We start from the raw sequence: 25,224 nt of genomic DNA, 5'->3' as shown, positions 1-25,224 counted from the left end.
GTTCCCTTCCGTCGACCGCCGACCGGGTTAGCTGACGGGTTCGGGGCGGAAGTGGCCCCTACCGCTGACGCGGATTCACCCCACGTACCTGGGTCCCCGGCTCGCCGGTTGGCGATTGGGCGGTGGCACCGCAGGCGCCGCTTCGCGCCTTCATCGGTAACCGGCAGCGAGGTTACCCGAGAGTCGGCCTGGTGAGCTACGCCTTGATGTCGACCAAAAGTGTCATTTCGCCATGGCGTTGAGTGACCAGTGACGCGGTTCTCAGGGCGGATGCCCAAACTGGTCACGCTGAGGAGTGTCACCATGCCGTATCTGTGCTCCTGTTCGGCTCCGGCCACCGGTCGGTGGCGGTGTGTGGGGGTGAGGTCCGCGTCGGATCCGGCTCGCCGGGTCGACCTGTTCGCGGTGAGATGAGTGCGGCCAGTGCCTCCGCCCGGGCCGGCTGGGGTCGCGGGGCGGGAGCGTCGGCGGACGGAGGGGCATCCGTGCGCCCGGCGGTGGTCACCACCGCGGCCAGTCCGGTGGTCAGTGGCACGGCGGCGATCAGGCCGAGTGTGGCCACCGCGCTGCGGACGATCTCCTGCGCGAGGAACTCGCTGGTGAGGATCTGCCCGATCGGCCGCGAGTCGGCGGTGAGCAGGAGCAGCAGGGGTAGCGACGCGCCCGCGTACGCCAGCACGATGGTGTTGACAGTGGAGGCGATGTGCGCGCGGCCGACCCGGGTGGCCGCACGGTACAGCTGCAACCGGGTCAGCCCGGGGTTCGCGTTCGCCAACTCGGTGACGGTGGCCGCCTGGGTGACCGTCACGTCGTCGAGCACCCCGAGCGAGCCGATGATGATCCCGGCGAGCAGCAGGCCGTGCAGGTCCACGTCGCCCTGGAACATCGACAGTGTCGTCGCATCCTCGCTGCCGAAGCCGGTGAGGTGGGTTGCGGCCGTGGCGATGGTGGCGAGCACACCGGTCAGCACCAGGCTTCCCAGGGTGCCGAGCACCGCGACCGAGGTCTGCGCGGTGACCCCGTGCGTCAGGTAGAGCACCACGAACATGATCAGGGCCGCGCCGACCACCGCCACCAGCAGGGGTGATTTGCCTGCGCCGATGCCCGGCAGCACGAAGGTGAGCAGGATGGCGAAGCTGGCGGCCAGCCCGGCGAGCGCCGCCAGGCCCCGCCACCGACCGAACGCGACGATCGCGGCGGCGAAGACCACCGCCAGCCACACCATCGGGGTGCCGCGCTGATGCTCGGCGATGTTCCAGTTGCTGGCGGTGGGATCGGTCGGGTCGGTGAGCTCGACCAGGATGACCTCGTCGCCGACCTCGACCCGGGGCGCGCCGGGGCCGTCGGGCACCGGTGTCCGCACCTGCTGGCCGGCGGTCGGCCCGTCGTCCACCCGGACGTCGACCGTGCCGCACGGCCCGGCACCGACCCTCGGTGTGCCCTCGGGGCTCGACGGCACCGGCGGGCATGGCTCGGTCACCACCCGGGTCACCGTGCCGGGGTGGCGCGGCACGTCCGCTCCGCCGTCGGTCTGCGGGGACCCACCCCGCGGCCAGAGCAGCACGGCGGCGAGCACGGTGGCGACGAAGAGGGGCACCACCGTCATGACGAGGATCCGTCGTACCCGGGGCGGGGCGGACGGAGCGGGGCGGGTGTGGTCGGAACCCAAGGCGAGACTCCCAACGATCCGGTGCGGGGTACGGGTCAGCGTGCCGGTCGGTTCACCGTTGCCGTGGAAACGCGGCGACAGGTGCGGCGGATCGCTGGCTGACGACCGCTCGATCACGGACGGTCAGTGCCCGGCCCGGCCGGCCGAAGGCGCCACGTCGTGGTGGCGCCGGTGCCCGGCTGTGCAGCGGCATACGGAGGGTCACCGTGGAATGCCCGGACTGAGGGCTGTCAGCCGCGCTTCATGAGCCGGCCGACTGCCGCCATCATCTCGGTGGCCATCTCGTCGGCCCGGCCCTCGGCTGCCCCCTCGTGCATGCAGTGCCGGGCGTGCCCGTCGAGCAACCCCAGCGCCACCTTGTCGAGTGCGGCCTGGATCGCGGAGATCTGGGTGAGCACGTCGATGCAGTAGCGGTCGTCGTCGACCATCTTCTCGATGCCGCGGACCTGCCCCTCGACGCGGCGGAGCCGCGTGAGCAACTGGTCCTTGCTGGCGGTGTACCCGCGGATCGGGGTGGGTGCGGTCATGTCGACAAGGATAGCGTACCCCTGGGGGGTATGGTACGGTCCTCTTCTGGCCGGATACCCCCACCGGGTACCGGTAACGTGCAAGGGTAGAGGTCCGCCTCCGACTTACCCCCCAGGGGTATAGGCTTCGGAGGTGGCGAAGGGAGACGTTTCGATGGTCAACACCACGTACCAGGTGCAGGGCATGACCTGTGGGCACTGCGTCAGCGCGGTGAGCGCCGAGGTCGGCGCCATCGAGGGCGTGCGTGACGTCCAGGTCGACCTCGCGGCCGGCCGGGTCACCGTCAGCAGCGACCAGCCGCTGGACACCGGGGTTGTTCGGGCCGCTGTCGACGAGGCCGGCTACGACCTCGTCGACGCGTGATCGGAGGGTCGGTATGCGCACCGTGACGAGATTGGCCGGGTTCGCCGTCGGTCTGGCGGCGGTCTTCGGCGCGACCTACGGGATCGGCCGTCTGGTCGACCCCGCCCCGGTCGCCGACAGCCGGCACGACGGCGGTGCCGCCCACGCGACAGGGGAGCACGACGAGGCGACCGACCGGCTCCCCGGCGGCCTGCTCGTCTCCGACCGCGGATATACCCTCGAACCGGTCGATGCCCCGGCCGACGAGTTCGCCTTCCGGATCACCGGGCCCGACGGGCGCCCGGTGACCCGGTACGACGTGGCGCACGACAAGCGAATGCACCTGATCGTCGCCCGACGGGACCTCTCCGGCTTCCGCCACGTGCACCCCGACCTGGCCCCGGACGGCACCTGGCGGGTCGACACCCCGCTGGCCGGCCCCGGGCAGTGGCGGGCGTTCGCCGACTTCACCCCGACCGGGGGTGAGCCGCTGACCCTCGGCGTGGACGTGACCGTCCCCGGTGAGCTGACCGAACGGCCGCTGCCAGCCCCGGTGACCAGCACCACCGTCGACGGCTACACGGTCACCCTGACCGGTGCGCCGCAGCCCGGCCGCACGTCACCGCTCACCCTGACCGTCAACCGGGACGGGCAGCCGGTCACCGACCTTGAGCCCTACCTGGGCGCGTACGGGCACCTGGTGGCACTGCGCCGAGGCGACCTGGCGTACCTGCATGTGCACCCGGACGGAACGCCCGGCGACGGGCGGACCCGGCCCGGCCCGGCCGTCACCTTCCTCGCCGAGGTGCCCTCAGCCGGCAGCTACCGGCTCTACCTCGACTTCCGGCACGGCGGGACGGTGCACACCGCCGAGTTCACCGTCGTCACCGGCACTCCGCCGCCCGGCGCTCCCACGGCCGACGCCCCGCCAACCGGGGGCGACCCGAGCGGACCCGCACCGACCGGCGGCGCCGACCACGGCACCCCCGGGCACGGGCACAACTGACGGGACCAGACGATGACCACCACCAGTAGACCGTTGCCTGAGGCGCCGAACCAGATCCAGTTGGCGATCGGCGGAATGACCTGCGCCGCCTGCGCCGCCCGGATCGAGAAGAAGCTCAACCGGATGGACGGGGTGAGCGCCACCGTCAACTACGCCACCGAGAAGGCGACCGTCCGGTACACCGACGGCGTTACGCCGGACGACCTGATCGAGACCGTGCAGAAGACCGGCTACACGGCTGCTCTACCGTCGCCGCCCGCCACCACCGAGGAGCCGGTGGACCCGCTGAAGGGCCCGCGTACCCGGCTCTGGGTTTCGGTGGCGCTCAGCGTGCCGGTGGTCCTGCTCGCCATGATCCCGGCCTGGCAGTTCGACTACTGGCAGTGGCTGTCGTTGACCCTGGCCGCCCCGGTGGTGGTCTGGGGTGGGCTGCCGTTCCACCGGGCCGCCTGGACCAACCTGCGGCACGGCGCGGCAACCATGGACACGCTGGTGTCGCTCGGCACCCTGGCCGCGTTCGGCTGGTCGCTCTGGGCGCTCTTCCTCGGTGACGCCGGGATGCCCGGCATGACGCATCCGTTCCGCTTCGACATCACCCGCACCGACGGCGCCGGCAACATCTACCTGGAGGCGGCCGCCGGGGTGACCGTGTTCATCCTGGCCGGCCGCTATTTCGAGGCCCGATCCAAGCGGACCGCTGGTGCCGCCCTGCGCTCTCTGCTCGAACTCGGGGCCAAGGAGGTGGCGGTGCTGCGCGACGGGGTGGAGACCTTGATCCCGGTGGACCGACTCGCCGTCGGCGACCGGTTCGTGGTGCGCCCCGGGGAGAAGATCGCCACCGACGGGGTGGTCGACGAGGGCACCTCCGCCGTCGACGCCAGCATGCTCACCGGTGAGTCGGTGCCGGTCGAGGTCGGCCCGGGTGACGGCGTGGTCGGCGCCACCATCAACGCGGGCGGGCGGCTGGTCGTCACCGCCACCCGGGTCGGCGCGGACACCCAGCTCGCCCGGATGGCCGACCTGGTCGAGCAGGCGCAGAGCGGCAAGGCGGCCGTGCAGCGGCTGGCGGACCGGATCTCCGGCGTCTTCGTGCCGATCGTCATCACGCTGGCGATCGGCACGCTCGGCTGGTGGCTCGGCAGCGGGGCCGGCCCGACCGCCGCGTTCACCGCCGCCGTGGCCGTACTGATCATCGCCTGCCCCTGCGCGCTCGGCCTGGCCACCCCGACCGCGCTGCTGGTCGGCACCGGCCGGGGTGCTCAGCTCGGCGTGCTGATCAAGGGGCCGGAGGTGCTGGAGTCGACCCGCCGGGTGGACACCGTGGTGCTGGACAAGACCGGCACCGTGACGACCGGCCGGATGACCCTGGTGGACGTGGTGCCGGCGAGCGGCGAGGACCGGGCCGAGCTGCTCCGGCTCGCCGGCGCCGTGGAGGCCGCCTCCGAGCACCCGATCGCCCGTGCGGTCGCCGCGGGTGCCGCCGAGGCCGGCGCGCTGCCCCCGGTGACTGGTTTCCACAACCTCGAAGGGCTGGGCGTGACCGCCACGGTTGACGGGCGGGACGTGCTGGTCGGCCGACCCGGGCTGCTGCGTGAGCGCGGGATCGACGTACCGCCCGAGGTCGAGTGGGCCGTGAGCGACGCGGAGGCCGCCGGCCGTACGGCGATCGTCGCCGGCTGGGACGGGCGGGCCCGGGGCGTGCTCGCGGTCGCCGACGTGGTCCGGCCGACCAGCCGGGCGGCGGTGGCCCGGCTGCGCGCGCTGGGGCTCACCCCGGTCCTGCTGACCGGGGACAACACGACCGTGGCCCGCGCGGTCGCGGCCGAGGTGGGCATCGACGAGGTAATCGCCGAGGTGCTACCGGCCGGCAAGGTCGACGTGGTCAAGCGGCTCCAGGCCGAGGGGCGGTCGGTAGCCATGGTCGGTGACGGGGTGAACGACGCCCCGGCGCTGGCCCAGGCCGACCTCGGGCTGGCCATGGGCACCGGCACCGACGTGGCGATCGAGGCTTCCGACCTCACGCTCGTCCGGGGCGACCTGGACGCCGCCGTGGACGCCATCCGGTTGGCCCGACGCACGCTCGGCATCATCCGCGGCAACCTGTTCTGGGCGTTCGGCTACAACGTGGCGGCCCTCCCGTTGGCCGCCGCCGGGCTGCTCAACCCGATGATCGCTGGCGCCACGATGGCGCTGTCCTCGGTCTTCGTGGTGGCCAACAGTCTGCGGCTGCGCCGGTTCCGTCCGGCCGCCCCCGGTGACGGGTGGTGACGCAGTTCTGGCCGAAATGGTTGGACCGAGGATGCCCGGGGTACTGCTGATGGCGTAGCGACGCTCGCAATGGAGGTTGGCACATGGGTATCGACGACAAGATCAACAATGCCAGCGAGGACGCGGCCGGCAAGCTGAAGGAAGGCGCCGGTCGGGCCACCGACAACGAGCGGCTTGAGGCCGAGGGTCGCAACGACCAGGCCGGAGCCAAGCTCAAGCAGGCGGGCGAGAAGATCAAGGACGCCTTCAAGAGCTGACGTACGACGTAACCCGCACGCCGGGCCGGTGATCAATCACCGGCCCGGCGTGCTGTGTGTCCGGCCCCTGACCGTGACCCTGAGAAACCCCTGATTCCGCCGTCGCTTTCACCGCTGCGCACCCTTGCCTGCTAACTTCCATTTGCATGCGCAAGGGCTGGTTATGGGCAGTGCTCCACCGCCGAGCGGCGACGCCCTGGTCCGGGTGCTGGCCCGGCAGTTGGGCCTCAGCCGAGCGCTGTTGCAGGTCCACCTACGGAAGCTGGCGGCGGCCGGGCTGGTCACCGCCAGCCTGGAGTTGTCGGAGGACGGGAAGACCATGAACTACTACGAGGTGGAGCCGTTCGTGCCCACACTCACCCCCGAGATCATCGCGGCGGCGGCCGAGACGCTGACCGTGCCCAACGCGGCCGCACAGCCAGGAGCGGCACGATGACCGGAATGAGCGAGCACGACTGGACCGAGGTGGTCGGCGCGATCGGCATCTTCGCCCTGCTGATCAGCGTGTTCACGGTGACCGTCGTCCAGCTCGCCAAGACCCGGCGGGCGCGGCTCGAATCGGCCCGCGCGGACGACTACCGCCGGCTCGCCGAGACGGCCGCTCAGGCCCAGGCGGAGAACGCCCGACTGCTCGCGGCGATGAACGGCCGGCTGGGCGGGATGGAGACCCGGATGACCACGCTCGAACGCGTCCTGAGCGAGGTCGACTGACCTGTCGACGAAAGGTCCCGGGCCGTCGAGCGGCTACTCGACGGCCCGGGTGGAAGCAGCATCACCTCGCCCAGCGGGCGAGTTTCACCGGTAACGCTCCTTCACGGAGAGGACAGCACCCCATGCTGCGCATACGCAAATCCGCCGTCGGCTGGGCAGTCGCCCTGGCCCTCACGGCCGCCGGGCTGACCCCGGCGAGCCCGGCCGCCGCGCGAACCGCCATCGACTGGCAACCCTGCCCCGACGACGCCACCGCCGAGTGCGGAACCCTGTCGCTGCCGGTCGACTGGAACCGACCCCGGGGGGAGCGCTTCGACCTGGTGTTGGCTCGCCGGGTCGCCACCGACTCCAGTGCCCGGAAGGGGTCGCTGGTGTTCGGCCCCGGCGGGCCGGGCGACAGCGGGGTCGACCGGGTGGTGACCGGCAGTTCCCGGTTCAGCGACGATCTGCGCCGCCGGTTCGACATCGTCAGCTTCGACCCGCGCGGCACCGGTGGAAGCCATCCGGTGATCTGCGCGCGGGACCTGCTCGCCCAGCAGCCGCAGCTGATCGCCGACCAGGCTCAGTTCGACGCCACACTGGCCGGCAACGCTCTGCTGCGGGCCGACTGTCGGGCCCGCACCGGGCCGCTCTACGACCACGTGGACACGACCAGTGCCGCCCGTGACCTCGACGCGGTCCGTGCCGCGCTCGGCGAGCGAAAGCTGACCTTCCACGGCAGCTCGTACGGCACCCTGCTCGGCGAGCGGTACGCGGAGCTGTACCCCGACCGGGTTCGGGCCGTGGTGCTGGAGGCCGCCGTGGACCACAGCCTCGGCACTCGCGCCTTCCTCGACACCCAGGCCGTCACCGCGGAGGGCGCGTTCGACGAGTTCCTGGCCTGGTGTGCCCGCTCCGCCGACTGCGTCCTGCATGATCGGGATGTCCGCGCGATCTGGGCCGGCCTGCACACCCGGGCCGAGCGCGGCACGCTGACCGACCCGGACCGGGCCGGGGCGGCACTCGCCCCGTTCGAGCTGAGCCGGCTCGCCCACAAGAAGCTCTACGACACCTGGCGGTGGCCGGGGCTGGCAGAGTGGCTCGGCAAGATGGACGCCTCCACCTCGTCGACCACGGCACTCTCGGCCGATGCCGAGTCGACCGTCGACGCCGTGGCTCCGTACCCGTTCGCGGTCTTCTGCCAGGACTGGAGCCTGTCCGTCCGCGACTACCGGGAGTACGCCGGACACCTGCGTCGGACGGTCCGGCTCGCGCCGGACCTGCGCTACCCGCCCGCCCTGTTCGCCCTCGTCACCTGCCTGGGCACTCCGACGCCGGTCGCCAACCCGCAGCACCGGCTGCGGGTCCGCAGCGACGTGCCGCTGCTGATCGCCGCCACCGTGCACGACCCGGCGAGCGGGTACAACTGGGCGACGAGCGTGGCGCGGCAGTTGGGCAGGCACGGCGTGCTGCTCACCTACCAGGGGTGGGGGCACGGGAGCTACACCACCAGCCCGTGCGTGGGGCGAGCCGTCGACTCGTACCTGATCGATCAGGTGGTGCCGGCCCGGGGCGTCACCTGCCCGGCCATCGACCCCGACGTGTGACCGCGCGCCGTCGGCCGTCGGGTGGTCAGATCCACCCGGCGGCCGGCGGCGGTGTGCTCAGGGGCGTCGTGTGGCGCGTACGACGACGTCGTGCAGCAGGTTGTCCTGCCCCCCGGGGCCGGTCACCGTGCGGTGGTGCTCCTCCGCGGTGGTGATCTCCCAGGTGGTGCTGTCCAGGCCCGCGTTGATGTCCGCGAGGGTGACCGATGCCTCGGCGGGAGGGTGGTGCCCGTGCCCGTGCGCTCCCGAGGTGTGCAGATGCCCGACGATCAGGAGTGTGCCGCCGGGCGCCACCCACGCGGAGATGCGGTCGTAGAAGGCCAGTTGCGGCATCGCGGGGTGCGCGTAGTGGGTCGTGACCAGATCGAACCGCACACCGGGGTCCCAGACCGTCAGGTCCGCTTCCACCCATCGCACGCGCTCGGACACCGCGCTGTTCGTCGCGCGCTCGGCGGCGACAGCGAGGGCGTCGGACGCGATGTCGACCGCGGTGACCTGCCAGCCGTGGGAGGCGAGCCAGATGGCCTCCGCGCCGGTGCCGCACCCGGCATCCAATACCGTGCCCGGCAGCAGGCTGCTGGCTTCCTGGGCGAGATACGGGTGCGGGGTACCACCGGCCCCGGGCCTGTCGCGGTGCGCCTGCTGCCAGTGCCGCTCCCAGTAGTCCTTGTCGAATTCGTGCTGCTCGGTCATCTGGCTGCTCCTTCGCGTGTCAGGAACGACTGTGACCGGCACGAGAGCGATACGCAAAGCTTCTTGCCAAATGGCAAAATGGTGGGCATGGCCGAGAAACCGGACCGCACGCTCGACGCTGTCGGGCCGAGGCTGAAGCAGCTTCGCCTCCGCCGCGACATCACGCTCACCGACCTCGCCGGGGAAACCGGGATCTCCGCCAGCACGCTGTCCAGGCTTGAAGCCGGCCTGCGACGCCCCACACTCGAGCAACTCCTCCCGCTCGCTCGTGTCCACGGCGTGACGCTCGACGAGCTCGTTGGCGCGCCACCAACCGGGGACCCCCGTATTAACCTGCGCCCCATCACCAACAGCGACGGATCGACCGTCCTGCCCCTGACCCGCAGACCCGGGGGGATCCAGGCCTACAAGTTCGTCCTCCCTGCCGGCTCTGACGATCGCGTACCCGACCTGCGCACCCACGAGGGCTACGACTGGGTCTTCGTCCTCAACGGCACGTTGCGTCTCGTCCTCGGCGAGCACAATCTCATCCTCAACGTTGGGGAAGCCGCGGAGTTCGACACCCGCACCCCACACTGGTTCGGGGCCACCGGCTCCGGTCCCGTCGAGTTCCTCAGCCTGATCGGCAAACAGGGCGAACGCGCGCACGTCCGCGCCGCACCGAAACTCGATTAGCGGAGGACGCGGTAGCTCAGGTGCGTCACGGTCGGCCCGGCCACCACCGCGGTCTGCTCCAAGCGCGGCGCGATGCCGTCGAAGAGCCGCTCGCCGCCCCCGAGCACGATCGGCACCAGGTGCAGCTGGAGGGTGTCGATCAGCCCGGCGGCCAGGTACTGCCGCACAGTGCTCGCCCCGCCGGCGATCGACACCCGCCGGTCGCCCGCGGCCTCTCGTGCCTGCCGCAGCGCCGACTCGATCCCGTCGGTGACGAATCGGAACTCGGTGCCGCCCCGCATCACCAGCGGCGTTCGGGGGTGGTGGCTGAGCACGAACACCGGGGTACGGAACGGCGGATCGTCGCCCCACCAGCCTTGCCAGGTCTCGTCCCAGTCGCCGTCGCCGCCGCCGAACATCCGCCGACCCATGACGTACGCGCCGATGTCGCGGGTCATGTCCTCGACGACATCCGCGTCGACACCACGGTCGCCGCCGGTCATCCCGTGCTGCGCCCGCCAGGTGTCCAGGCCGAAGACCCACTCATGCAACCGCAGGCCTCCCCGGCCCAGGGGGTCCTGCCGACTCTGCTCCGGCCCCGCCACGTACCCGTCCAGTGAGATCGACAGCTGACTGCTCGCCATGCCCATGTCTCTTCGACTCCGTCCCTCATCGTCGCGCCGCCAGCCGGGCGGCTTTCAATTCCAGGTATCGCTGCTCGGGCAGACTCGTGGTGCCGCGCGCCGCCGTCAGGTACGCCTCCCGCGCCGCACCGGCCTCCCCGGCCAGCTCCAGCAGGTGGGCTCGGACGGCGGTGAGCCGATGGTGCCCGGCGGTGCGCTCGTCGGCGTCCAGCGGTGTGAGCAGGGCGAGCCCGGCCCGTGGACCGTCCACCATGGCCACCGCCACCGACTGGTTGAGGGTGACCATCGGGTTCGGTGTGATCCGGCCCAGCAGTCGGTAGAGCGCGACGATCTGCCGCCAGTCCGTCTCCGCCGCCGTCGGCGCCTCGGCGTGCACCGCGGCGATAGCCGCCTGGAGCTGGTACGGGCCGGGTGGCGACCAGGTCAGCGCCTCGGTGATCAGCGCGATCCCCTCCGCGATGGCGGCCGCGTCCCACCGGGTGCGGTCCTGCTCGGCTAGCGGCACCAACTCCCCATCCGGGCCGAGCCGGGCCGCCCGGTGCGCGTCGGTGAGCAGCATCAGCGCCAGCAACCCGGCGACCTCACCGTCGTCGGGCAGCAGCCCGTGCAGGATGCGGGCCAGCCGGATCGCCTCGCCGGTCAGCTCGGCCCGGTGCAAATCCGGGCCACTGGACGCGGTGTACCCCTCGTTGAAGATCAGGTAGAGCACGCGGAGCACCGTTTGCAGCCGCTCGGCCCGCTCACCCGGCCCGGGCAGGGTGAACCGGGCCCCAGCGGCCTCGATCCGCTGCTTGGCCCGGCGGATCCGCTGGCTCATCGTCGCCTCCGGCACCAGGTGCGCCCGGGCGATCTGGGCGGTGCTGAGACCGCCGACCGCGCGCAGGGTGAGGGTCACCTGCGCCGATCCGGTCAGCGCCGGGTGGCAGCAGAGGAACAGCAGGGTGAGCGTGTCGTCGGTGTCCGCCGCCGCAGGCTCCGCGTCGGCCGCCGGCGCCACTGCGGCGTACGCCGGCTCGCGCAGCGCCACCGCCACCTCGCGGTCCCGGCGAGCGCTCTCGCTGCGCCACTCGTCAGTGAGTCGGCGGGTGGCCACGGTGAGCAGCCAGGCGCGGGGATTGTCCGGTACGCCCTGCCCGGGCCACTGCGTCGCTGCGGCGAGCAGTGCCTCCTGGACCGCGTCCTCGCAGCGGTCGAACTGGCCGTGCCGGCGGACCAGCAGGCCGAGGACCTGCGGCGCGAGCATGCGCAGCAGATCCTCGACCGTCCGGTCGTCGGTCACATCTCCGTCCCGGCCTCGTCCATGATCGGGCGGACCTCCATCGCACCCCCGTGACGTACGTCCGGCCAACGGGCAGCGATCTCGGCGGCCCGCTGCGGGCTGTCGCAGTCGACGGTCAGGTAGCCGGCGAACTGCTCCTTGCTCTCCATGAACGGCCCGTCGATGACCTCGGTGTTGCCGTTCACGTCCCGGACCGTCAACGTCTGCGACGGGTTGGCCAACGCCTGGCCGCCGACCAACTCGCCGGTCTCGGTCAACTCCTTCATGATCTCGTCGACCTCGCCGAACAGAGTGGTGCGGTCCTGCTCGGAAAGCTCCTCGGTGAAGCCGGGCCGGTTCCAGATCAGCAGCATGTACTTCACGCGATGCTCCTCAGGTCCTGGTCGCACCCCGGTCGGGGCGCGACTCACCGGAGGGTCGGAGCCGTCACCCCGTTCCCTACCGCGTACCGAAGAAAATCGCAGAAAGTCCCGGCGGTGGCGGTCCCACGCCGGGCGGCTCAGCGCGGATCGGGTCGACCCGGGACCTGTCGGGGCTTTCGTCCGCCGCTGACGTCCAGTGACGCGCGGTCGGCGGCCGAGGTGCCGGACGACCAACCCTCGGAGTCCCGGACGCTGAGCCGGTGCCGGGTAACGCCGGGGAAGAGCGTGTCCAGTCGCTCCCGGACCGCCTCGCCCCGCGCGGCGAGCACCGGCAACAGGCGCTCCGACCCGGCCGTCTCGGCCGCCGCCCGGTCCGCCGCGTCGGTTGCCGCCTCGGTGGCCGCGCGCAGCCGCTCGCCGATTCGCAGCGCGAACGCGTTGAGGAAGGACTCGTCCCAGACCTTCGTCCGTCGCCCCGACCCCGGCCGGCGCTCGGCGCGCCCCCGAAGCATCGCCGCAGTGGCCTGGACCAGCAGCGAGGTGTAGAGCAGCTCCACCGCCACCAGATCGGCCGGCCAACCCAGCACGGTGGCGAAGCCGAGATCGTCGGACCAGACCGCCTCGCACCGGTTCGCCGCCGCCACCTCCTGCACCAGCAGCGCCTTCGCGCCCGCGTACGGGGCGTCGGTGCTCAGCCGCACCCCGCCGGGCAGGTCGCCGCGCTCCGACCCGGCAGCCAGCAGCGCCTCGTCGATGCTGTGCCGGGCGATCAGCTCCTGCGCCTTACCGGTCAGCGCCTCCGCCTCGGCCGGGAAGGTCGTCGACTCGGCCTTGGCCAGCAGCGCCCGTACCCGGTCCAGCATCGGCGACCCGCTGCGACCCGTACCCGGTTGCCGGGCCGTCGCCGCGCCGCTCGACCCGGGTGGCGGGCGCAGCACCGCGATCGGCGGCAGGCTCTCCACCAGCGCGAGGGTGTCCACGGCCGCGCGGAGCGCGTCGGGCCGGTCCAGCCCCACACGAGCGGACCAGGCAGCCAGCACGCCCCGGTCGTCGTCCCATCGCACCTCGGGGGCCAGCTCCTGCAGCTGCTCGTCCCACCAGGCCGGCACCGGCTCGGCCTGCTCGCGCCGCTGGGCGGCCATCGCGTCGCGGACCAACCGGGCCGAGCGGGCGTCGAGCCGCCGGCTGGTGATCCGGTCCAGGTCGACCGGCTGCCAGCCGCGCCGCCAGAGCTGCCCCAGGCCGCGGACCAGGCGGCGCAGCAGCGCGGCGTCCACCGCCGTGGTGCCGTCCGCCGCGCCGGTGCCGACCATCAGTTGGTCCAGCTGCCGTTCGGCTTGCCGTACGTCGGTGCCGCGCACCGCCGCGAGCGCGTTGGCGACGAGTTCGTCCGCGTCCGGCACAGGCACCTCCTTCTCGGGTTCCGCTGCCGGCGAGGCTTTCCGGCCCGCCCCAGCTCCATGATCATGCCGCGAGTGGTGCCGAAGGCGCGAAACGGGGATGTTGCTGCCCGCCTGGCGACCCAGGCGTGGACGGCAGATGATCAACACCAGGTCCCGGAAGTTGGGGTATCCACCCGGCTGGAAGCCCCGATGTCGCCGATCTCGTGTTGACCTTGGCACGGGGGGCCGCCGTGATGGCTTCGGCGGCATGACTCAGGCAGTTTGGGGTAGTTCGGTCCCCACCTGGGTGGATGCGAGGTGTGTGGTGGTCGGTGCCAGCGTGCCGAGGGGGCGCACCGTTGACGTGCCGGACGGCCGTTCCTCGACGCTCGTCGGCGTCCTGATCGGCGTCGCGATCATGGCTGCGGTGGACGAGATCGTCTTCCATCAGCTGCTGGCCTGGCACCACTTCTACGACCGGTCCACTCCGGCGGTGGCGCTGCTCTCGGACGGGCTGCTGCACGCCGCCGAGGTGATCGCCCTGGTCGGCGGCTTCTTCTGGTTCGCCGACCTGCGCCGGAGGCGCGCCCTGTCGGCCCGGCTGGCCTGGGGTGTTTTCCTGCTCGGCGCCGGAGGGTTCCAGCTCTTCGACGGGTTGATCGACCACAAGGTGCTCCGGGTGCACCAGATCCGCTACGGCGTACATCTGGTGCCGTACGACGTGGTGTGGAACGTGGCCGGCGCGGTCCTGCTGCTGGCCGGCGCCGCCGTGGTGTGGTGGGCGCGGACCCGGACCCCGACCCGTACCCGCCGGCCGGACGACGGCCCCCGGTGATGGCGCTCGCTCCCGGCCTATCGGGCTGGTCCGTGCCGTCGGCGTTCGAGCAGGGCGGGCACGTGGCGGACGGGTCGGGTTGGGCCGTGCCACCAACTCTGGCGCACGGCGGGCACGTGGCGGATGGGCCGGGCTGGTTGCCGCTGCTCCCGGTCGTGTTGCTGGCGGGCGGCTACCTGCTGGCCGCCGTACGCGACCCGCGGGGCTGGGACCACCGTCGTACCGCCGCCTGGCTGGCCGGCTGCGCCCTGCTGGCGGTCGCTGTCGGGCCGCTGGGTCAACTCCCGGACGACCCGCGCGGGCACATGGCGCAGCATCTGCTGCTGGGCATGCTGGCCCCGCTCGGGCTGGTGCTCGGCGCCCCGGTGACGCTGCTGCTGCGGGTCGCCCCGCCGTCGGTACGCCGGGCGGTGGGCCGGCTGCTGCGCGCCCGCCCGCTGCACCTGATCGCCCACCCGGTCACCGCCGCGCTGCTCAGCGCGGGTGGGTTGGCGCTGGTGCTGCTCACCCCGCTGTACGCGGCGGCGGAACGCCAACCCGCCCTGCACCACGCGCTGCATGTGCACTACCTGGCCGCCGGGTACCTCTTCGCCTGGTCGCTGGCCGGCCCGGACCCGGCGCCGCGACGCCCCGGGCTGGCGGTACGGGTCGGGGCGCTGATCGGCGCGGCGGCCGGCCACGCCGTGCTGGCCAAGTACCTGTACGCGCAAGCCGAGACGCTCCCGCCCGGGCTCACCGACCGAGACCCGGCGGCATTCCAGTCGGCCGCCCAACTCATGTACTACGGCGGCGACATCGCCGAGCTGCTGCTCGCCGTTGCCCTCTTCGCCACCTGGTACCGCCGCCCCTTCCGCGCCCGCCCCACCCACGCCCGCCCTCCTCGGTTGATCAAGAGGTTCGCATCACCAAAGGACGGTTCTCTGACGCAAACCTCTTGATCAACTCGGAGGTGGGGTGGTCAGGACGGTGCGGAGCTGGGTGAGGAAGGTTCGGATGCTTTGCTCGCTGTGGTGGGTTCCGATCTGGTCGTTCAGGGGGCCTGGGTGGTGGAGTGCCTGATCCAGCGCCCTCAGCGTCTCGGGTCGGTCGCCCGGGTAGAGGCCGCCAGTTACCCCGTCGGCTACCCGGGTCACCACTGTTTCGTCGAGCGTCTGGTCGAACTGGATCCCGTAGAGGATTCCGTTGACCTGGCCCTTCCACCTGTCCGTACCCATGCTTGTCCGTCCTCTTGTGTCACTGCCAGGCGGTGAGGATCTCCTCGACGGGTAGGACGTCCCGCTCCGGGTCCGGTGCCGGGGCCGGCCGGGCCGTCGGAGTCCGGTCGAAGCGGGGCGCCGGGGCTGGCTGGATCTCGCCGCCCACCTCGACGAAAGTGTCCCGGGCCGCGTTGTGCGGGTGCTGGTGCGCCTCGCCGGGGGCGAGCACCGGCGCGACGCAGGCGTCCAGGTCGGCGAAGACCTCCGTCCACTCGTCCCGGGTCCGTTCGGCGAACCGCTCGGTGAACCGACGGCGCAGTTCGTCCCAGCCGCTCGGGTCGTACTGGGCGGGCAGGTCCGGGTCGTCGGCGAGGTCGAGGCCGGTGAGCAGTACGGCGTAGAAGGCCGGTTCCATCGCGCCGACAGCCACGAATCCGCCGTCGGCGGTGCGGTACGTGTCGTAGAACGGTGCCCCGCCGTCGAACATGTTGCGCCCGCGCGGCGCGGCCCACAGGCCGGTGCCGAGCAGCCCGTGCAGGAATGAGGTGAGCAGCGCCGAGCCGTCCACCATCGCCGCGTCGACCACCTGGCCGATGCCGGAGCGTTCCCGTTCGAGCAGTGCGGCCAGCACGCCGACGGCGAGCAGCATGCCGCCTCCGCCGAAGTCGCCGAGCAGGTTCATCGGCGCGTAGGGGCGCTCCCCGGCCCGACCCAGTGGCTCCAACGCCCCGGCCACCGCGATGTAGTCGATGTCGTGCCCGGCCCGGGCCGCCAGTGGGCCGTCCTGACCCCAGCCGGTCATCCGCGCGTACACCAGGCGGGGGTTGCGGGCCTGGCAGACCTCGGGCCCGAAGCCGAGCCGCTCCGCCACCCCCGGCCGGTACGCCTCGACCAGCACGTCCGCCCGCTCGGCCAGGCGCAGCAGGTCCGCCACCCCGGCCGGGGATTTCAGGTCCAGCGCGGTGACCCGCCGGCCGCGCTGCAACGGCCCGCCGGTCGGCGCGGCCAGCCGTCCCGCACCCGGGCCGCCCGGCCGGTCCACCCGCACCACGTCCGCGCCGAGGTCCGCGAGCACCATGCAACCGAACGGTGCCGGGGCGAGGCTGGCCAGCTCGACCACCCGCAGCCCGGCCAACGGCCCGCCGGACGCCGTCACGCGGCGCTCACCGGAGTGGCCTCGCTGTTCCCGGCCACGATCGCGCTCGATCCAGGATGTAGTGGTGTGCGAAGCCATCCAATGCCACTAGATCCTTGATCGAGCACGATCATGCTGTCGGCCCCCACAGCGCGGTCGGCGACCCGCTCGGATCGACCGCTGGCGGTTGTCATGCGGCGGCCGTCGCATCGGCGGACCGGGCGGCGGACGTGGCGAGCCGATCGATCAGGTCGGCTGGAGGCGTGAACCGGTCGCCGTAGCGGTCGGCCAGCTCGATGGCACGGGCCGCGAAGCCGGCCGGGCCGCCCGCGTACTGCCGGACGTAGCGGATCACCCCTCCCGTCCAGGCGGGGAAGCCGATGCCGAAGATCGAGCCGATGTTGGCGTCGGTCTCGGTCCGCAGCACGCCCTCGTCGAGGCAGCGCAGCGCGTCGAGCGCCTCCGCGAAGAGCATGCGCTCCTGCAGGTCGGTGAACGGCACGCCCCGGCCGGCGTCGGTGGTCAGGTCGGCGAGACCGGTCCACAACCGGCCCCGGGTGCCGTCGTCGTAGGAGTAGAAGCCGCGCCCGGCCGTGCGCCCCGACCGGTCGTACGCGTCGACCAGCTCGTCGACGAGCCGGTGTGCCGGCAGCGGCAGGAATTCGTCGCTGGCGGCCTCGAACTGGCGGCGGATCCGCTGGATCAGGGTGAGGCTCACCTCGTCGGCCAGCGCCAGCGGCCCGGTCGGGTAGCCGGCCTGAAGGGCGGCCTGCTCCACCGACGCGGCTGGTACACCCTCGGCGACCATGCCGACCGCCTCGTCGATGAACCGGCCGATCACCCGGCTGGTGAAGAAGCCCCGGCCGTCGTTGACCACGATCGGGGTCTTGCCGATTCGGCGGCCCAGGTCGAACGCCCGCGCGAGGGCCACGTCGCTGGTCCGTTCGCCGACCACGATCTCCAGCAGCGGCATCCGGTCCACCGGGGAGAAGAAGTGCATGCCGATGAAGTCGGCCGGTCGGTCCACCCCGGCGGCCAGCCCGGTGATCGGCAGGGTGGAGGTGTTGGAGGCGAGCAGGGCGTCCGGTGCCAGCACCGGCAGCACCTCGGCGAACACCGTCCGCTTGAGTTCCGGGTCCTCGAAGACCGCCTCGATCACCGCGTCGCAGCCGGCCAGCGCGTCCACCTGGTCGGTGGTGGTGATCCGGCCCAGGACAGCTCGGGCGTCGGCTTCCGTCGCGCGACCCTTACGCACCTTGCGGGCCAGCAACCGCTCCACGTGGTTCCGCGCTCGACCGGCGGCCTCCGGCGTGACGTCCTTGACCACCACGTCGATGCCGGCGCTGGCGCAGGCGTACGCGATGCCCGCGCCCATCATGCCGGCGCCGAGCACCGCCACCCGGCGTACCGGTGGGGCGTCCACGCCGGACGGACGGGCCGCGCCGCCGTTGACCGCCTTCAGGTCGAAGAAGAACGCACCGATCATGTTCTTGGCGACCTGCCCGGTGAGCAGGCCGATCAGGTACCGGGTCTCCACGGTCAACGCGGTCTCCAGGTCGACCTGCGCGCCCTCGACGGCGGTGGCCAGGATCGCCTCAGGGGCGGGCAGCCGGGCACCCTTGAGCTGCTTGCGCAGGGTGGCCGGGAAGGCGGGCAGCTGCGCGGCCAGCGAACGGCTGGCCGGAGTGCCGCCCGGCATCCGGTAGTCCGGCCGGTCCCACGGCTGCTTCGGGTGCGGGTTGGCCGCGATCCAGGCCCGCGCGTGGTCCAGCAGCTCTGCCTCGGTGGCGACCACCTCGTCGACCAGCCCGGCGGCCAGGGCGTCGGCCGGGCGCATCCGGCGGCCGGTGAGCAGCACCGTGGTCAGCGCCCCGGCCAGGCCGAGCATCCGTACGGTCCGGGTGACGCCGCCCGCACCGGGCAGCAGGCCCAGGGTCACCTCGGGCAGCCCGAGTCGGCTGCCGGGCGTGTCCAGCGCGATCCGGTGATGGCAGGCGAGCGCGATCTCCAGCCCGCCGCCGAGCGCGGAGCCGTTGACGGCGGCGACCACCGGCCGACCCAGCGTCTCCAGCCGGCGCAGGTCCCGTTTGATGGTGCCGAGCAACTCGGTCAGCGCGGGCGCGTCGGCGCGGGTCGCCCGGACCATCTCCGGCAGGTCGCCACCGGCGAAGAAGGTGGACTTCGCGCTGGTCACGATGACTCCGGCGAGATCGGGCTCGGCCTCCAGCCGGTCGAGCACCGCGCTCATGGACGCGGCGTACGCCCGGTTCATGGTGTTGGCGGACTGGTCGGGGTCGTCCAGGGTGAGCGTGACGATGCCGTCGGCGCCGCGGTCGTACCGGATGGTGTTGGTCATGGTCGTCCTCCGGGTCAGCAGCGCTCGAGAACGGTGGCGACGCCCATACCGCCGCCGATGCAGAGGGTCACCACGGCGCGGCGCAGGTCGCGGCGCTCCAACTCGTCCAACGCCGTGCCGAGCAGCATCGCTCCGGTCGCGCCGAGCGGGTGGCCGAGAGCGATCGCGCCGCCGTTGACGTTTACGCGGTCCGGGTCCAGGCCCAGGTCACGGACGTACTTGAGCACCACCGCCGCGAACGCCTCGTTGATCTCGAACAGGTCGATGTCGTCGAGGGTCAACCCGGCGACGGCGAGCGCCTTGTGGGTGGCCGGGATCGGGCCGGTCAACATCAGCGTCGGGTCCGCTCCGGTGACCGCCGCGCCGACGATCCGGGCGCGCGGGGTGAGGCCGAGGTCCCGGCCGACCTCCGCGGAACCGATCAGCACCAGCGCAGCGCCGTCCACGATGCCGGACGAGTTGCCGGCGTGGTGGACGTGCTCGATCGACTCCAGCCAGTGGAACTTCTGCAACGCGACCGCGTCGAAGCCGGCCGCCTCGCCCATCGTGGCGAAGGACGGCGTGAGCCGAGCCAGCGCCTCCCGGGTGGTCTCCGGGCGAAGGTGCTCGTCCACGGTGAGGATGTCCAGCCCGTTGCCGTCGCGGACCGGCACCACCGAGCGGGAGAAGTGCCCACCGGCCCACGCCTTGGCGGCCCGCTCCTGCGACCGCAGCGCGTAGCCGTCCACATCGTCGCGGGTGAAGCCCTCCAGGGTGGCGATCAGGTCGGCGCTGACGCCCTGCGGCACGAAGGACGTGGCCAGCGCGGTCTGCGGGTCGGTGGCCCAGGCCGCGCCATCGGAGCCCATCGGCACCCGGGACATCGACTCCACCCCGCCAGCGAGCAGCAGGTGCTCCCACCCGGAACGGATCCGGGCGGCGGCGGAGTTGACCGCTTCCAGCCCGGAGGCGCAGAACCGATTGAGCTGCACCCCGCCCACCTGGTCGGGCAGCCCGGCCAGCAGCGCCGCTGCCCGTGCCAGATCACCGCCCTGCTCGCCGACCGGAGTGACGATGCCGAGCAGCAGATCTTCCAAACGGTTGACGTCCAGGTCGGGGTTGCGCTCACGCAGCGCGTCGATCAGACCGACGACCAGGGAGATCGGCTTGACCCCGTGCAACGCGCCGGTGTCCCGGCCGCGTCCGCGCGGGGTGCGGACCGCGTCATAGACGTACGCCTCAGAGGGCACGGGCGATCAGCTCCTTCATGATCTCGTTGGTGCCGCCGTAGATCTTCTGGACGCGGGCGTCCGCGTACATCCGGGCGATCGGGTATTCCGTCGTGTAGCCGTAGCCGCCGAAGAGCTGCAGGCAACGGTCGACGACCTCGCACTGGCCGTCGGTGAGCCACGACTTCGCCATCGCGGCGGTCGCCACGTCCAGGTCACCACGGTTGTGCCGGACGATGCAGTCGTCCAGGAAGACCCGGCTGACCCGGGTGCGGGTGGCGCACTCGGCGAGCACCATCCGGGTGTTCTGGTGGCCCATCAGAGTCTTACCGAAGGCGGTGCGCTCCTTGGCGTACGCGACGGTCAGCTCGACAGCGCGTTCCATGGCCGCGACCGCGCCGACCCCGATCACCAGTCGTTCCTGCGGAAGCTGCTGCATGAGCTGGATGAAGCCCAGCCCCTCGGCGCCGCCGAGCAGGTTGGCCGCCGGCACCCGGAACTCGTCGAAGAACAGCTCGGCGGTGTCGTTGGCGTGCAGCCCGATCTTGGACAGCAGTCGACCCCGGCGGAAGCCCTCCGGGTCGCCGCCCACCTCGCAGACCAGCAGCGAGACGCCGGCCGCCCGCTGCTCAGGGTCGGTCTTCACGGCCACGATGATCAAATCGGCCAGGCCGCCGTTGGTGATGAACGTCTTCGCGCCGGTGACCAGGTAGTCGTCACCGTCGCGGACCGCCCGGGTACGCATCGCCTGCAGATCGGAGCCGCCGTCCGGCTCGGTCATCGCGATCGCGCCGACCAACTCACCGCTGCACAGGCCGGGCAGCCAACGCCGCTTCTGCTCCTCGCTGCCGTACGCCACCAGGTAACCGGTGACGATGCCACTGTGGACGGCCAGCCCGAGGCTGCTCTCCCCGGTGTACGCCTGCTCGTGCAGCAGCACCGCCTCGTGGGTGAAGCCGCCGCCACCGCCGCCGTACTCCTCCGGGACGGAGAGGCCGAGCAACCCCAGCTCGCCGGCGCGCCGGTAGTGCTCGCGGTCCGGATGCCCCTGCGCGAGCAGGCGGTCGGTGTGCGGCAGCACCTCCTTCGTGAAGAAAGTGCGGGCCAGCTCGGCCAGGTCGTCGTGCTCCGGCTCGCGCCAGGGCGAGGAGGAACCATCGGGCGTCGACATGTGCACCACCCTCGCGCGCTGTTGGCGGCATGTCAATAAGTCGTGATCAGCCGCCGGGCGCAGGCTTTCGGGCCGTCCGCGAAGGGCAGGCGTCCGCAGCCCGGCAGCGCTGCGGCGCGGGGAAGGTTGGATAGCGGATGAGCTGACGCATGCGGGTCCGGCCCACGCCGAGCAGATCTTGCAGCTCGTGCGGACCGACCAGTGGACCCGGGACCTCACCCATCACCTGACGCGGAGCGGGTCGGGGGATTGGAGACAGCGCTGCGCTCCGCACGGAGGGAGTTGTTCGACCTCCGATGCCGGTTGACGTTGATCGGCCGGGTGGTCCAGGACGTCGATCGGGTGCAGCGAGCGCCCGGCGTCGCCCTCGGCGCGATCAACGCGGCGCTCTACTCCGAGACGGCCAACATGCGGCATCTTGGCCGACACTTCGTCCGACGCCGGCGCGGAGCCGAGTGATCAATTGATGAAAGGTAGGTAATAAGCGCGCCCCACACCTACTTTCCATCGACTGATCAAGGTGGGGTGGAGAGTGCGGCCGTCCTGGGTCAGCCCCTCCGCCGGCCGCTCAGCATTCGGCCGCTCCCAGACGCGCGAATTCGTCGAGGGAGACGTTTTTCCGCACCTCGTCGTTGTTCACGATGTCGGTGGTCAGGACCGATCCGGGCTGTAGGCCGGCCAGTTCGGCGAGCCGGAAGGTCACCGAATGGGAGGTGAAGCTGCTGTTGCTGGCGACTCCAAACATTCGGAAAGCCGCGTGCGGGTCAGCGGCCGGCTCAGGTGGGAAGCCCACCAGGCGCACGGTGGCCGGCGAGGTCGCGTCGCGTGGCACGGCATACTCTCGTCCCGGCCAGTAAGGCCAGTTCGCGGACGGTGTCGGCACGTCGGACGGGGCAGGCGAGGCCGAGTCGCCTTCAGCAAAGAGCACGACAACGTCCGGCGGCCGATCCGCGCACCAGGCCAGAGCCGCGAGCGGCTGGCCGTCGGCGTCCATGGTCAGGCCGGTGATGCCTTTGATCGCAGGTGAGCACGAGGTCAACCCGGCCAGTACGAGCAGGGCGGCGGCCAGCGAAGCGACGATCCGTCGCATCTTCGTCAGCATCTGAACGGCCACGCTTCGACGATCGCAGCGCCGCGTCAATCTTTGACCTCGGCCCGGTCACAGACCCATGAAGATCAATGCGCTCATCTGCCTGCCAATGAGCGATCAAATGCGCAACGGCCCCGCCTGCCGCGTCAACGCCGAGGCCGACGCCGTGAGCTGCCGCTAGGGTCGGGCAGATGAGTGTCGAGACGGCTCCGCGCCGCCGCCGTCTGGAGCCGGACGCCCGGCGCGGGCAGATCCTGGCCTGTGCGGTCCGGCTGTTCGGCGAGCGCCCGTACCCGGATGTGTCGACCACCGACATCGCACGCGAGGCTGGCGTCGCTCGCGGCCTGGTCAACCACTACTTCGGTGCCAAGAAGGACCTCTACCTGGAGGTCGTCCGGGTCATGGTGACCATCCCCGAGGTCGCCCTGGAACGGCTGCCCAAGGGTGACCTGCGTACCCGGGTCGATGCCAGCGTCACCTGGTTCCTCGACGTGGTGTCCCGGCACAGCACCTCCTGGCTGGCCGCCGTCACCGCTCGGGGCATGGGCGGCGACGCCGACGTGGAGCGGGTCCTCGCCGAGGCCGAGGAGGTCGCCGCCGACCGGATGCTGGTCGCCGTCGGGCTGGCCGACGAGGCGGAGCACCACGAGGAGTTGCGCGGGATGGTCCGGGCGTACTGCGGGCTGGCGACGTCGACCGCCCGGGAGTGGCTCCAGCGCGACGCGCTGACCCGCGCCCAGGTGCACCTGCTGCTCACCACCACGCTGCTGACCATCGTCGAACAGGTCATCCCGCAGGTCATCGCCGGCGGCGTCGCGACGGAGACGGTCGGGCCCGCTCAGCCGATCTCCTCCTGATCAGGCGGCCCGACGGTCGGCGCCCCTGCCGGTACGTGCGGCCTGTCCGGTGCGTGCCGCCGGGGCGGCGTGGCGGTCGGCGGCCTGCGCTGGATACGGCTCGGAGCGGACCACCCGCAACGGCCGGTCCACCTCATCGGCCCCGAACCGCCAGCGTGACGGTGCCGGCTGCCGCTGCGGCGCGGGCCCGCCGGGGCGCAACCCGGGCCGGGACAGCAGCACGGTGATCAGGTAGCCGACCACCAGGAACCCGTGGCTGACCAGGCGCTCCCCGGCCACGGAGCCGGTGGCCAGGTCGTTGACCGAGAGCAGCAGCAACGTGCCCACGAACGCGCTGAGCATCGGCAGGAGACCGGCGGGCGGGCTGCGGCGTACCGCCACGAAGAGGAAGCCGGCACCCACCGCGACGTTCCAGGCGGCCGACTCGTGCCACAGGTGCTGGCCGGCGGGGTGCAGGTGATCGGCGGTCGCGCCCCGGCCCACCTGGGCCAGGCCGAGCACCAACTGCACCGCGCCGAGCAACCCGAGCGCCGCGCGCAGCCCGGCGACCAGCCGGCCACGTCCGGCCAAGCGCCGCCACCACGACCGGCGGGCCGGCGCCGCGGCGGTGGCGGCCAGGATCGCCTCGGTCCGGTCGGGCACCTCGGTGACCAATCGGGTACGAACCCGACGGGTCACCGCAGCCGCCGCCGTGAACCAGGCCCGGCATTCGGCACACCCGTCGAGGTGCCCCTGCACCGCCGTCAGTTCGGCGGCGGTCTCCTCCCCGTCCAACTGCGCGGACAGGACCTCCCGCCACTGCTCACACCCCATGTACCGGTAGTCGCTCCGACGGTCGCTCCGGTTCCCGGCGACCGTGGCCTGTTGTGGAATACTCGCCGGATCATGACGCGTTACGGCCTGCTCATCCTGCCCGCCACCAACCGGGTGTACGCCCGCTCCGCAGTCGACCTCACCCGGGCCGAGCTGGAGATCTTCGGGCGGTCGACGCTCGACGGCCAGATCGGCGAGCTGGACACCGAGGTCGTCGGTGGGGCCTCCTACGTCACCTTCACCGGTGACGGGTTGACCGAGCGGGACCTGGCCGTCCTGGGCAACCTCTCCGCGGGGTACGCGCTGTTCGAGATCGTCGGTGAGCTGCTGCGGCCGATCGAGTGGAGCCGGCTGGACCGCTACGACGACGACCTGCTCACCATCCAGAAGTACCCGGGCAAGACCAACGAGCAGTTCACCAAGCTGCTGCTCAACGTCACCCTGCTCGCCTCGGACTGGGCAGGTGAGCTGACCAGCCGGCGGTTCCGGGTGCTCGACCCGCTCTGCGGTCGGGGCACCACCCTCAACCAGGCGCTGATGTACGGCTTCGACGCCGCCGGGGTGGAGCGCGACCAGAAGGACGTCGAGGCGTACCGGGCGTTCATCACCACGTGGCTGAAGCAGAAGCGGATCAAGCACCGGGTGCTGGAGTCGGGGCCGGTACGGCGGGAGCGCAAGGTGGTCGGCCGCCGGGTGCGGATCGAATTGGCGCCGACCCGCGAGGAGCAGAAGGCGGGCCAGACGCAACTGCTGGACGTGGTCAACGCCGACACCACCCGCTCGGGGGAGTTCTTCCGCCCGGAGACCGTCGACCTGATCGTCGCCGATGCCCCGTACGGCGTACAGCACGGCAGCCGTACGGCCGAGCACGGGCTGACCCGCGATCCGCTGGCGTTGCTCGCGGACGCCGCGCCGGTCTGGGCGCGGCTGCTGCGTCCCGGTGGAGCGCTCGGTATCTCCTGGAACACCCACGTCGCCAGCCGCGACGACGCGGCGGCTGCGCTGGCCAACGCCGGCCTGACCGTGGTCGACGCGGAGCCCTACCTGGCGCTGCGGCACCGCGTAGACCAGTCGATCATGCGCGACGTCCTAGTAGCCCGCCGCCCAGCCTGACCCCCACCCCACCCCACCCTGCCGCGCCCCGCCCCGCCCCGCGCCGCGCCGCGCCCCCCGCCCCGCCCC

General features: G+C 72.0%; 27 protein-coding genes and 1 riboswitch. Of the genes, 13 read left to right on the top strand and 14 right to left on the bottom strand.

The features are described from left to right. Position 1 precedes the first annotated feature (1 nt). Positions 2–132, bottom strand: a riboswitch (cyclic di-AMP (ydaO/yuaA leader). A gap of 166 nt (positions 133–298) precedes the next feature. Beyond that, on the bottom strand, positions 299–1,669 hold the full coding sequence (locus ABZT18_RS13645) for a YibE/F family protein (protein WP_354993095.1): 1,371 nt from the start codon (positions 1,667–1,669) through the stop codon (positions 299–301). A 230-nt stretch (positions 1,670–1,899) separates the two neighbouring features. Then, positions 1,900–2,196 (bottom strand): metal-sensitive transcriptional regulator, encoded by a 297-nt coding sequence (locus tag ABZT18_RS13640; RefSeq protein ID WP_088951268.1) that lies wholly within the window; start codon positions 2,194–2,196, stop codon positions 1,900–1,902. 154 nt (positions 2,197–2,350) lie between these two features. On the opposite strand from ABZT18_RS13640, the gene ABZT18_RS13635 reads away from it, so the two are divergent. From ABZT18_RS13635 to ABZT18_RS13605, 7 genes are all read left to right on the top strand, one after another. Next, a complete protein-coding gene (locus ABZT18_RS13635) occupies positions 2,351–2,560 on the top strand; it encodes a copper ion binding protein (protein ID WP_354993094.1) in 210 nt (69 codons plus the stop codon). A 13-nt stretch (positions 2,561–2,573) separates the two neighbouring features. Beyond that, positions 2,574–3,545, top strand: a complete 972-nt coding sequence (locus tag ABZT18_RS13630) for a hypothetical protein (RefSeq protein WP_354992546.1) — start codon at positions 2,574–2,576, stop codon at positions 3,543–3,545. Between the two features lie 12 nt (positions 3,546–3,557). Beyond that, a complete protein-coding gene (locus ABZT18_RS13625) occupies positions 3,558–5,813 on the top strand; it encodes a heavy metal translocating P-type ATPase (protein WP_354992545.1) in 2,256 nt (751 codons plus the stop codon). Positions 5,814–5,896: 83 nt separating this feature from the next. Continuing rightward, entirely contained in the window at positions 5,897–6,070 is a 174-nt protein-coding gene (locus ABZT18_RS13620; RefSeq protein ID WP_354992544.1) for a CsbD family protein, read from the top strand. 163 nt (positions 6,071–6,233) lie between these two features. After that, complete coding sequence (locus tag ABZT18_RS13615) at positions 6,234–6,506, top strand: helix-turn-helix domain-containing protein (protein WP_354992543.1); 273 nt, start codon at positions 6,234–6,236, stop codon at positions 6,504–6,506. After that, entirely contained in the window at positions 6,503–6,781 is a 279-nt protein-coding gene (locus ABZT18_RS13610) for a hypothetical protein (RefSeq protein WP_354992542.1), read from the top strand. The genes ABZT18_RS13615 and ABZT18_RS13610 overlap by 4 nt, the downstream gene beginning before the upstream one ends. A gap of 122 nt (positions 6,782–6,903) precedes the next feature. Next, positions 6,904–8,367: an alpha/beta hydrolase gene (locus tag ABZT18_RS13605; protein ID WP_354992541.1), complete on the top strand. Its 1,464-nt coding sequence runs from the start codon at positions 6,904–6,906 to the stop codon at positions 8,365–8,367. Between the two features lie 57 nt (positions 8,368–8,424). On the opposite strand, the gene ABZT18_RS13600 is transcribed toward ABZT18_RS13605, so the two are convergent. Continuing rightward, a complete protein-coding gene (locus ABZT18_RS13600; RefSeq protein ID WP_354992540.1) occupies positions 8,425–9,060 on the bottom strand; it encodes a class I SAM-dependent methyltransferase in 636 nt (211 codons plus the stop codon). Between the two features lie 87 nt (positions 9,061–9,147). On the opposite strand from ABZT18_RS13600, the gene ABZT18_RS13595 reads away from it, so the two are divergent. Beyond that, positions 9,148–9,735 (top strand): XRE family transcriptional regulator, encoded by a 588-nt coding sequence (locus tag ABZT18_RS13595; protein WP_354992539.1) that lies wholly within the window; start codon positions 9,148–9,150, stop codon positions 9,733–9,735. Here the strand turns inward: ABZT18_RS13595 and ABZT18_RS13590 are convergent. The 4 genes from ABZT18_RS13590 to ABZT18_RS13575 form a co-directional block, all read right to left on the bottom strand. Beyond that, positions 9,732–10,358 carry a dihydrofolate reductase family protein gene (locus ABZT18_RS13590; RefSeq protein WP_354992538.1) on the bottom strand — a complete coding sequence of 209 codons (627 nt, stop codon included), beginning with the start codon at positions 10,356–10,358 and terminating at the stop codon, positions 9,732–9,734. The two genes, ABZT18_RS13595 and ABZT18_RS13590, sit on opposite strands and share 4 nt — an antisense overlap. Positions 10,359–10,383: 25 nt before the next feature. After that, entirely contained in the window at positions 10,384–11,601 is a 1,218-nt protein-coding gene (locus tag ABZT18_RS13585) for a DUF6596 domain-containing protein (protein ID WP_354993093.1), read from the bottom strand. A gap of 32 nt (positions 11,602–11,633) precedes the next feature. Continuing rightward, a complete protein-coding gene (locus tag ABZT18_RS13580; protein ID WP_354993092.1) occupies positions 11,634–11,990 on the bottom strand; it encodes a YciI family protein in 357 nt (118 codons plus the stop codon). A 146-nt stretch (positions 11,991–12,136) separates the two neighbouring features. Next, positions 12,137–13,402 (bottom strand): DUF2786 domain-containing protein, encoded by a 1,266-nt coding sequence (locus ABZT18_RS13575; RefSeq protein WP_354992537.1) that lies wholly within the window; start codon positions 13,400–13,402, stop codon positions 12,137–12,139. 304 nt (positions 13,403–13,706) lie between these two features. Here ABZT18_RS13575 and ABZT18_RS13570 point away from each other — a divergent pair, with 304 nt between their 5' ends. Further along, a complete protein-coding gene (locus tag ABZT18_RS13570) occupies positions 13,707–14,216 on the top strand; it encodes a DUF2243 domain-containing protein (RefSeq protein WP_354992536.1) in 510 nt (169 codons plus the stop codon). Positions 14,217–14,248: 32 nt separating this feature from the next. Further along, positions 14,249–15,154: a cytochrome c oxidase assembly protein gene (locus ABZT18_RS13565; protein WP_355251429.1), complete on the top strand. Its 906-nt coding sequence runs from the start codon at positions 14,249–14,251 to the stop codon at positions 15,152–15,154. Here the strand turns inward: ABZT18_RS13565 and ABZT18_RS13560 are convergent, their stop codons facing one another. The 5 genes from ABZT18_RS13560 to ABZT18_RS13540 form a co-directional block, all read right to left on the bottom strand. Next, on the bottom strand, positions 15,155–15,430 hold the full coding sequence (locus tag ABZT18_RS13560) for a hypothetical protein (RefSeq protein ID WP_354992534.1): 276 nt from the start codon (positions 15,428–15,430) through the stop codon (positions 15,155–15,157). A gap of 19 nt (positions 15,431–15,449) precedes the next feature. Then, positions 15,450–16,568 (bottom strand): CaiB/BaiF CoA-transferase family protein, encoded by a 1,119-nt coding sequence (locus tag ABZT18_RS13555; RefSeq protein ID WP_354992533.1) that lies wholly within the window; start codon positions 16,566–16,568, stop codon positions 15,450–15,452. A 169-nt stretch (positions 16,569–16,737) separates the two neighbouring features. Next, the gene (locus ABZT18_RS13550; protein WP_354992532.1) at positions 16,738–18,903 is read right to left on the bottom strand and encodes a 3-hydroxyacyl-CoA dehydrogenase NAD-binding domain-containing protein; all 2,166 of its coding nucleotides are present in this window, start codon (positions 18,901–18,903) and stop codon (positions 16,738–16,740) included. Positions 18,904–18,917: 14 nt separating this feature from the next. Further along, positions 18,918–20,132 (bottom strand): acetyl-CoA C-acetyltransferase, encoded by a 1,215-nt coding sequence (locus tag ABZT18_RS13545; protein WP_354992531.1) that lies wholly within the window; start codon positions 20,130–20,132, stop codon positions 18,918–18,920. Beyond that, entirely contained in the window at positions 20,122–21,282 is a 1,161-nt protein-coding gene (locus ABZT18_RS13540; RefSeq protein ID WP_354992530.1) for an acyl-CoA dehydrogenase family protein, read from the bottom strand. Before ABZT18_RS13540 ends, ABZT18_RS13545 begins: the two co-directional genes overlap by 11 nt. A 282-nt stretch (positions 21,283–21,564) precedes the next feature. On the opposite strand from ABZT18_RS13540, the gene ABZT18_RS13535 reads away from it, so the two are divergent. Next, entirely contained in the window at positions 21,565–21,741 is a 177-nt protein-coding gene (locus tag ABZT18_RS13535) for a hypothetical protein (RefSeq protein ID WP_354992529.1), read from the top strand. A 109-nt stretch (positions 21,742–21,850) separates the two neighbouring features. On the opposite strand, the gene ABZT18_RS13530 is transcribed toward ABZT18_RS13535, so the two are convergent. Continuing rightward, on the bottom strand, positions 21,851–22,396 hold the full coding sequence (locus ABZT18_RS13530; RefSeq protein WP_354992528.1) for a hypothetical protein: 546 nt from the start codon (positions 22,394–22,396) through the stop codon (positions 21,851–21,853). Positions 22,397–22,563: 167 nt separating this feature from the next. Here ABZT18_RS13530 and ABZT18_RS13525 point away from each other — a divergent pair, with 167 nt between their 5' ends. After that, on the top strand, positions 22,564–23,229 hold the full coding sequence (locus ABZT18_RS13525; protein WP_354992527.1) for a TetR/AcrR family transcriptional regulator: 666 nt from the start codon (positions 22,564–22,566) through the stop codon (positions 23,227–23,229). On the opposite strand, the gene ABZT18_RS13520 is transcribed toward ABZT18_RS13525, so the two are convergent. Beyond that, positions 23,230–24,042 carry a zf-HC2 domain-containing protein gene (locus tag ABZT18_RS13520; RefSeq protein ID WP_354992526.1) on the bottom strand — a complete coding sequence of 271 codons (813 nt, stop codon included), beginning with the start codon at positions 24,040–24,042 and terminating at the stop codon, positions 23,230–23,232. Between the two features lie 72 nt (positions 24,043–24,114). On the opposite strand from ABZT18_RS13520, the gene ABZT18_RS13515 reads away from it, so the two are divergent. Next, positions 24,115–25,155 carry an SAM-dependent methyltransferase gene (locus ABZT18_RS13515; RefSeq protein WP_354992525.1) on the top strand — a complete coding sequence of 347 codons (1,041 nt, stop codon included), beginning with the start codon at positions 24,115–24,117 and terminating at the stop codon, positions 25,153–25,155. The last annotated feature ends 69 nt before the right edge of the window (positions 25,156–25,224 follow it).

This window comes from Micromonospora sp. NPDC005291 (assembly GCF_040607415.1).
GTDB lineage: Bacteria > Actinomycetota > Actinomycetes > Mycobacteriales > Micromonosporaceae > Micromonospora.
The sequence above is the reverse complement of the archived record's forward strand: the minus strand, read 5'-3'. Positions and strand labels throughout refer to the sequence as shown.

What these genes read in the sequence shown, in the direction of transcription:
- ABZT18_RS13585 (WP_354993093.1), bottom strand. Translation starts at nt 11,601, where the DNA reads ATGCTCGCGCCGCAGGTCCTCGGCCTGCTGGTCCGCCGGCACGGCCAG.
- ABZT18_RS13560 (WP_354992534.1), bottom strand. Translation starts at nt 15,430, where the DNA reads ATGGGTACGGACAGGTGGAAGGGCCAGGTCAACGGAATCCTCTACGGG.
- ABZT18_RS13625 (WP_354992545.1), top strand. Translation starts at nt 3,558, where the DNA reads ATGACCACCACCAGTAGACCGTTGCCTGAGGCGCCGAACCAGATCCAG.
- ABZT18_RS13600 (WP_354992540.1), bottom strand. Translation starts at nt 9,060, where the DNA reads ATGACCGAGCAGCACGAATTCGACAAGGACTACTGGGAGCGGCACTGG.
- ABZT18_RS13640 (WP_088951268.1), bottom strand. Translation starts at nt 2,196, where the DNA reads ATGACCGCACCCACCCCGATCCGCGGGTACACCGCCAGCAAGGACCAG.
- ABZT18_RS13525 (WP_354992527.1), top strand. Translation starts at nt 22,564, where the DNA reads ATGAGTGTCGAGACGGCTCCGCGCCGCCGCCGTCTGGAGCCGGACGCC.
- ABZT18_RS13620 (WP_354992544.1), top strand. Translation starts at nt 5,897, where the DNA reads ATGGGTATCGACGACAAGATCAACAATGCCAGCGAGGACGCGGCCGGC.
- ABZT18_RS13605 (WP_354992541.1), top strand. Translation starts at nt 6,904, where the DNA reads ATGCTGCGCATACGCAAATCCGCCGTCGGCTGGGCAGTCGCCCTGGCC.
- ABZT18_RS13595 (WP_354992539.1), top strand. Translation starts at nt 9,148, where the DNA reads ATGGCCGAGAAACCGGACCGCACGCTCGACGCTGTCGGGCCGAGGCTG.
- ABZT18_RS13520 (WP_354992526.1), bottom strand. Translation starts at nt 24,042, where the DNA reads ATGGGGTGTGAGCAGTGGCGGGAGGTCCTGTCCGCGCAGTTGGACGGG.
- ABZT18_RS13590 (WP_354992538.1), bottom strand. Translation starts at nt 10,358, where the DNA reads ATGGCGAGCAGTCAGCTGTCGATCTCACTGGACGGGTACGTGGCGGGG.
- ABZT18_RS13615 (WP_354992543.1), top strand. Translation starts at nt 6,234, where the DNA reads ATGGGCAGTGCTCCACCGCCGAGCGGCGACGCCCTGGTCCGGGTGCTG.
- ABZT18_RS13610 (WP_354992542.1), top strand. Translation starts at nt 6,503, where the DNA reads ATGACCGGAATGAGCGAGCACGACTGGACCGAGGTGGTCGGCGCGATC.
- ABZT18_RS13550 (WP_354992532.1), bottom strand. Translation starts at nt 18,903, where the DNA reads ATGACCAACACCATCCGGTACGACCGCGGCGCCGACGGCATCGTCACG.
- ABZT18_RS13630 (WP_354992546.1), top strand. Translation starts at nt 2,574, where the DNA reads ATGCGCACCGTGACGAGATTGGCCGGGTTCGCCGTCGGTCTGGCGGCG.
- ABZT18_RS13540 (WP_354992530.1), bottom strand. Translation starts at nt 21,282, where the DNA reads ATGTCGACGCCCGATGGTTCCTCCTCGCCCTGGCGCGAGCCGGAGCAC.
- ABZT18_RS13635 (WP_354993094.1), top strand. Translation starts at nt 2,351, where the DNA reads ATGGTCAACACCACGTACCAGGTGCAGGGCATGACCTGTGGGCACTGC.
- ABZT18_RS13580 (WP_354993092.1), bottom strand. Translation starts at nt 11,990, where the DNA reads ATGCTGCTGATCTGGAACCGGCCCGGCTTCACCGAGGAGCTTTCCGAG.
- ABZT18_RS13515 (WP_354992525.1), top strand. Translation starts at nt 24,115, where the DNA reads ATGACGCGTTACGGCCTGCTCATCCTGCCCGCCACCAACCGGGTGTAC.